General features: G+C 64.6%; 6 protein-coding genes and 1 pseudogene. All 7 read left to right on the top strand.

Features of this window, described 5'->3' with window-relative positions; genetic code table 11:
- Positions 1–423: pseudogene (locus MJ956_RS18535) on the top strand (type II and III secretion system protein family protein); the annotation flags it as partial.
- Complete coding sequence (locus MJ956_RS18530; protein ID WP_253965899.1) at positions 404–694, top strand: hypothetical protein; 291 nt, start codon at positions 404–406, stop codon at positions 692–694. The pseudogene MJ956_RS18535 and the gene MJ956_RS18530, both read left to right, overlap by 20 nt.
- Positions 695–871: 177 nt before the next feature.
- Complete coding sequence (gene cpaB / locus MJ956_RS18525; protein ID WP_253965898.1) at positions 872–1,699, top strand: Flp pilus assembly protein CpaB; 828 nt, start codon at positions 872–874, stop codon at positions 1,697–1,699.
- Between the two features lie 20 nt (positions 1,700–1,719).
- Entirely contained in the window at positions 1,720–2,997 is a 1,278-nt protein-coding gene (locus MJ956_RS18520; protein WP_253965897.1) for a CpaE/TadZ family protein, read from the top strand.
- A 90-nt stretch (positions 2,998–3,087) separates the two neighbouring features.
- Positions 3,088–3,522 carry a TadE/TadG family type IV pilus assembly protein gene (locus tag MJ956_RS18515; protein WP_253965896.1) on the top strand — a complete coding sequence of 145 codons (435 nt, stop codon included), beginning with the start codon at positions 3,088–3,090 and terminating at the stop codon, positions 3,520–3,522.
- On the top strand, positions 3,519–3,911 hold the full coding sequence (locus MJ956_RS18510) for a TadE/TadG family type IV pilus assembly protein (RefSeq protein ID WP_253965895.1): 393 nt from the start codon (positions 3,519–3,521) through the stop codon (positions 3,909–3,911). The genes MJ956_RS18515 and MJ956_RS18510 overlap by 4 nt, the downstream gene beginning before the upstream one ends.
- Positions 3,912–4,167: 256 nt before the next feature.
- A partial coding sequence (locus MJ956_RS18505) for a TadA family conjugal transfer-associated ATPase (RefSeq protein ID WP_253965894.1) occupies positions 4,168–4,907 on the top strand: 740 nt, incomplete at its 3' end.

Raw genomic sequence — 4,907 nt, 5'->3', positions numbered from 1 at the left:
CCGCATTCGGCAATATCTTCGCGCAAGGCGCAGACCGTCATCGAACTGCGCGACGGCCAGAGCTTCGCCATGGCCGGCCTGCTGCAGACGGTGAACGCCAAGACGATCGAGCAATTGCCGTGGATCGGCCAGGTGCCGGTTCTCGGCGCATTGTTCCGTTCGACCAGCTTCCAGAAGCAGGAGACCGATCTGGTGGTGGTCGTCACCCCCCGCCTCGTCCAGCCGGCAAGCCCCGGCGAGCAACTTCATTCCCCTCTCGACCAGACCCGCTCGCCCGACGACGTCGAGCTCTTTGCCCTCGGCCTACTGGAGGTGGACAACGCCATGCTGCGATCGTTCAAGGAAGGCCAGGGCATTTCGGGTCCCTACGGCCACATCATCGACATTGATACGGATAACGCCGATGCGCGCCCCCGGCCTTGAGATCGTCGTCCTTGCCGCCACTGCCCTGCTGACGGGCTGCGCGGACTATGCCAATCAGCGCGACACAATCTCCCTGGGGGCAGGCAACGCGATGCAGGCGAACATGGCGGTCCACACCGCGGACGCCTTTCCCCCTCATCGCAACGTCACGGCAATACGGACAGACGGACAGGTCGCCGCACGCAACATGCGTCTGTATCGCGGCGCCGGGGATGCCGCCGGGCCGGCGCAGCCGGCAGCAACCGCGCCAGCGGCACCCGCGGTGGAATGACGATTTTTCGGTTCACGCCGGCAGTCATCAAGCGATAGAGCCCCGCGACGACCACGAAAATGCGACCTATCCCGTTAACGTCCTTTCTTAACCGGTGGTCAAGCTCGCGGCCCTAAGCTCCCTTGGATTATGAGGAAGCAGGCGGGTTCGATAACAACCTTCCCGCGCGGTAGGACAATGATTCGAGTTCTCATCTTCGTGGCGGCGCTCGGCTCGGGCGGCCTCGCCGCCTGGATTTCATTCGCCCAGGACGACGCTCCCGTTCGCGTCGAACAGGCGCCCGCGATCGCGCAGATCGCAATGAGCGAAGTGCTCGTGGCGTCCGCCGAGATCGGTCAGGGACGCTTGCTGGAAGAGACCAGCATGCGCTGGCAGCCGTGGCCGGAAGTCGCCGTGTCGGCCGGTTTCATCACGCGTTCCTCGCGGCCCGACGCGATCGAGACGCTCGCCGGCTCGCTCGTCAGGAGTCAGTTCCAGGAAAGCGAACCGATCCGCAGCGAAAAGCTGGCTCCGGCCGGCTCCGGCTACATGTCCGCCCTGCTGCCACCCGGCAAACGCGCTGTCGCGGTCCGGGTCTCGGCGGAAAACACGGCCGGCGGCTTCGTACTGCCGAACGACCGGGTCGACGTGGTTCATACCTATACGCGGCCGGCCACCGGCGCTGAACCGCCACAAAGTGTCAGCCGGGCCATATTGAGGAATATCCGCGTCCTGGCGGTCGACCAAAGCCGCAACGCCGACCCGTCGAGCCCGCAGGAAGTCGTTGTCGGGCGGACGGCGACCCTCGAACTGGACATCCAGCAGGTGGAAATGATCACCGCCGCCGAGGCCTCCGGGGCGCTCTCCCTGGCGTTGCGATCAGCGGCGGATCGCAACGAACCGAAACTCGCGGTCAAACGGCGAGAGCCGACGGTCGGCGTCTATCGTGACGGCAAGATAGAGGTCGTGAAGGTCGCGCCCCATACCGCGGGATCGCCGGGGCGAGTCCGCAGGTCTTCGCCTTGACGGTCGAAGAGGCGCCCGCGATGCCTGCTTCCGCCGCCACCGGGGACAAGGCGCCGCCGAGACAGGCGGCCACGAACGGGTCCGCCACCGGCAGCCTGATCATTCCGCAAATCGCCATCGCGGTCTTCACCGAGACCGAGGAGCTTGCCCGCACGGCCGAGGCGGCCGCCGCGGACCGACGCCTGCAGCGGACGCGAATGACGGTCCATGGCGGCGGGTTGCCGGCGGCGATCGAGCTCTACGGCAAGGGCCCGACCCCCAATCTCGTCATCGTGGAAACGACGGCCGAGGACGCCGCGCTGTTCGCCGGACTGAACGCGCTGGCCGATGTCTGTCTGACGACCACCAAAGTCGTCGTGATCGGTCACCGCAACGACGTCGCGCTCTATCGCGAATTGATCGAGCAAGGCATCCACGAATATGTCGTGGCCCCGCTGGACGTGATGGCGCTGATCACGACGATCGGCCGTCTCTACAAGAGCGCCGGCGCACAGAAGCCGGGGAAGGTCTGCGCCTTCTTCGGCGCGCGTGGCGGCGTCGGGTCATCGACCGTGGCCCACAATACCGCCTGGTCGCTGGCGTCCTCCTTCGATTCGGACGTGCTTCTGATCGATATGGATCTGCCTTTCGGCACCGCCGGCCTGGACTTCAACATCGAGGCCGGGCAGGGGGTCATGGAGGCGATCAGCGACGCCGACCGCCTTGACGAGGTCCTGCTGGAGCGGATTATGACGCAGCACGGCGAAAGGCTCTCCGTCCTGACGCCGCCGCTTACCCTGACCAACGCCTACGATCTGCGGGAGACGGATTTCAACGGCCTGATCGATATCGCGCGATCGAGCGCCCGGCTGACGATCCTCGACCTTCCCCATATGTGGACCGCCTGGGTGAAACGGCTCCTGACGGATGCGGACGACGTCGTCATCACCGCCGCGCCGGACCTCGCCAACATGCGCAACGTCAAGGGCATCGTCGATTTTCTGCGATCCACGCGACCGCATGACGACCCTCCCAAACTCGTACTGAACCAGATCGGCATTCCGAAACGCCCCGAGATCAAGGCTCCGGCCTTTGCCACTGCCGTCGCGCTCGAGCCGAGCCTGAGTATTCCCTTCGACCCGGCGCTGTTCGGCAACGCAGCCAATGACGGTCGCATGATCGGGGAGACATCGACCCGCTCGCCCGTGGCGCGCTCCTTCGTCGAACTCGGGCGATCGCTGATCAGCGGCAAGGACGTGTCGTCGTCCGCGAAGAAGGGCATCAATAGTCTTGCCGCGCGCCTGTTCGGGAGGCGATGAACCGCGATGGGTGCTTTGCCGTCCTTTTCCCGCGACCTGCGAGGCAGCCGCTCTCGTCCCCGGCGATCGGCGGCTCGCGTCCATGCGCTGATGGCCGGCATCGACGGCGTGTCGGCGGTCGAATTCGCTCTCTTTGCGCCGATCCTGTTCTTCGCTCTGATCGCGACGGCGGATCTCGGCCTGGCATTGAACGAACGGATGGCAATCGACCATGTCCTGCGCGCGGGCGCGCAGACCGCGATGGCCGATCCGGGGGAACAGCGTGTCATCGACGTCATGACGGCCACCGCCACGCCGAATTTTCCGCGCTCGGCAGACCCGGCGGTCGCCCTTGATCTGGTGGTGTCGGTGTCGCGCTATTACGCTTGCCCGGAAGCGCCCGACGTCGCGGTGCCCGCCTCGACCAGTTGCGCCGGGTCGGCGCCGACCTACAGCTTCTATCAAATCGGCGGGAAAAAGACCTATAGCGGCTGGATCATTCCCGATCTCAACTTCGGGCCGCAGATCCAGGTTCAGATACGATGAGCCTGCGGAACCGCTTCCGAAACGACGATGGGGGCGCGACGGCGGTCGAATTCGCCATCATATGCTTTCCGTTGCTGCTGGTCTCGCTCGGCGTCGTCGAATTCGGACGGGCCCTCAATGTCCGCAACGACCTCGCCTTCGCGGCGGATTTCGCGGTTCGCTCCGTCCTGACCGACGCGACGGTGTCGAATCCGGATCTGGATTCGACGATCCGCGCCTCCTTCACCGGCAACAGCCCCGAGCTTCTTCAGATCGATTTCGGAACAGCGACGGAAGCAGGCGTGTCATTTCGTACGCTTGCGATCGCCTATCCCTTCGAATTCGTGGTGCCGGGGGTGTCGGAAAACGGCATGACGCTGAGCGTATCCCGTCGCATTCCGCTGAACTGACCGCGTCCCCTTACGCCGAAGGACGCGCGTTTCATCGCGACTTATTCGCTATTGATTACAATTGCATCGATCGATTTTACGGCGCTGCAATCGTGCTGCGATAGCATTCCCTTCGTCAGGCGATGACCGCTTCGGGATCCTGAGACGGCCGGTTCGCCGCGAATGCGGCGCGATCGACAACCGGCTCCACGCATCACAACGGACGTGACCCATCCTCGAACGTCAGGACGCCATAGCGTATCGCTGCGGAGGCACCATGTTCGGCAGGAAGACGGAAGAGGAGGGCATTCCGGCCGCGACCGCTGACGAGGCGGTGGCCTGCGTCGTCGCCGCCAGCCAGACCGCCGTCACGCCGCCGCGGGCCGTGCGCCCGGAAAAGCAGCCGCGCGGCGAAAAGCATTTTTCCCTGAAGCGTGAAATCTTCGACGCCTTGGTGGACGCGATCGACGTGTCGGTCCTGTCGACCATGAAGACCGACGAGGCGCGCGAGGAGATCGTCCAGGTCGTCAACGACATCATCGCGGCCAAAAAGGTTCAGATCAGCATCGTCGAGCAGGAGGCGCTGGTCAGCGAAATCTGCGACGATGTGCTTGGCTACGGACCGCTGGAGCCGCTGCTCGCCCGCGACGACATAGCGGACATCATGGTCAATGGCCGTAACCGCATCTTCATCGAGGTGAACGGCAAGGTGCAGGAGACGGACGTCCGTTTCCAGGACAACCAGCAACTGCTGAACGTCTGCCAACGGATCGTCAGCCAGGTCGGCCGGCGCGTCGATGAATCGAGCCCCATCTGCGATGCCCGGTTGGCCGATGGGTCCCGCGTCAACGTCATTGCGCCGCCGCTGGCCATCGACGGACCGACTTTGACGATCCGCAAGTTCAAGAAGGACAAGCTGACGCTCGATGATCTCGTGCGGTTCGGCGCGATTTCGCCGGAGGGCGCCCAGATCCTTCAGATCATCGGCCGGGTACGCTGCAACGTCGTCATCTCCGG

Origin of the sequence: Aurantimonas marianensis, from assembly GCF_024195285.1 — a bacterium.
In the GTDB taxonomy this organism is placed as follows: domain Bacteria; phylum Pseudomonadota; class Alphaproteobacteria; order Rhizobiales; family Rhizobiaceae; genus Aurantimonas; species Aurantimonas marianensis.
The sequence above is the reverse complement of the archived record's forward strand: the minus strand, read 5'-3'. Positions and strand labels throughout refer to the sequence as shown.

Bases quoted from the DNA above. Each gene is read 5' to 3' on its own strand.
- MJ956_RS18530 (WP_253965899.1), top strand. From the start codon at position 404: ATGCGCGCCCCCGGCCTTGAGATCGTCGTCCTTGCCGCCACTGCCCTG.
- cpaB (WP_253965898.1), top strand. From the start codon at position 872: ATGATTCGAGTTCTCATCTTCGTGGCGGCGCTCGGCTCGGGCGGCCTC.
- MJ956_RS18520 (WP_253965897.1), top strand. From the start codon at position 1,720: ATGCCTGCTTCCGCCGCCACCGGGGACAAGGCGCCGCCGAGACAGGCG.
- MJ956_RS18515 (WP_253965896.1), top strand. From the start codon at position 3,088: ATGGCCGGCATCGACGGCGTGTCGGCGGTCGAATTCGCTCTCTTTGCG.
- MJ956_RS18510 (WP_253965895.1), top strand. From the start codon at position 3,519: ATGAGCCTGCGGAACCGCTTCCGAAACGACGATGGGGGCGCGACGGCG.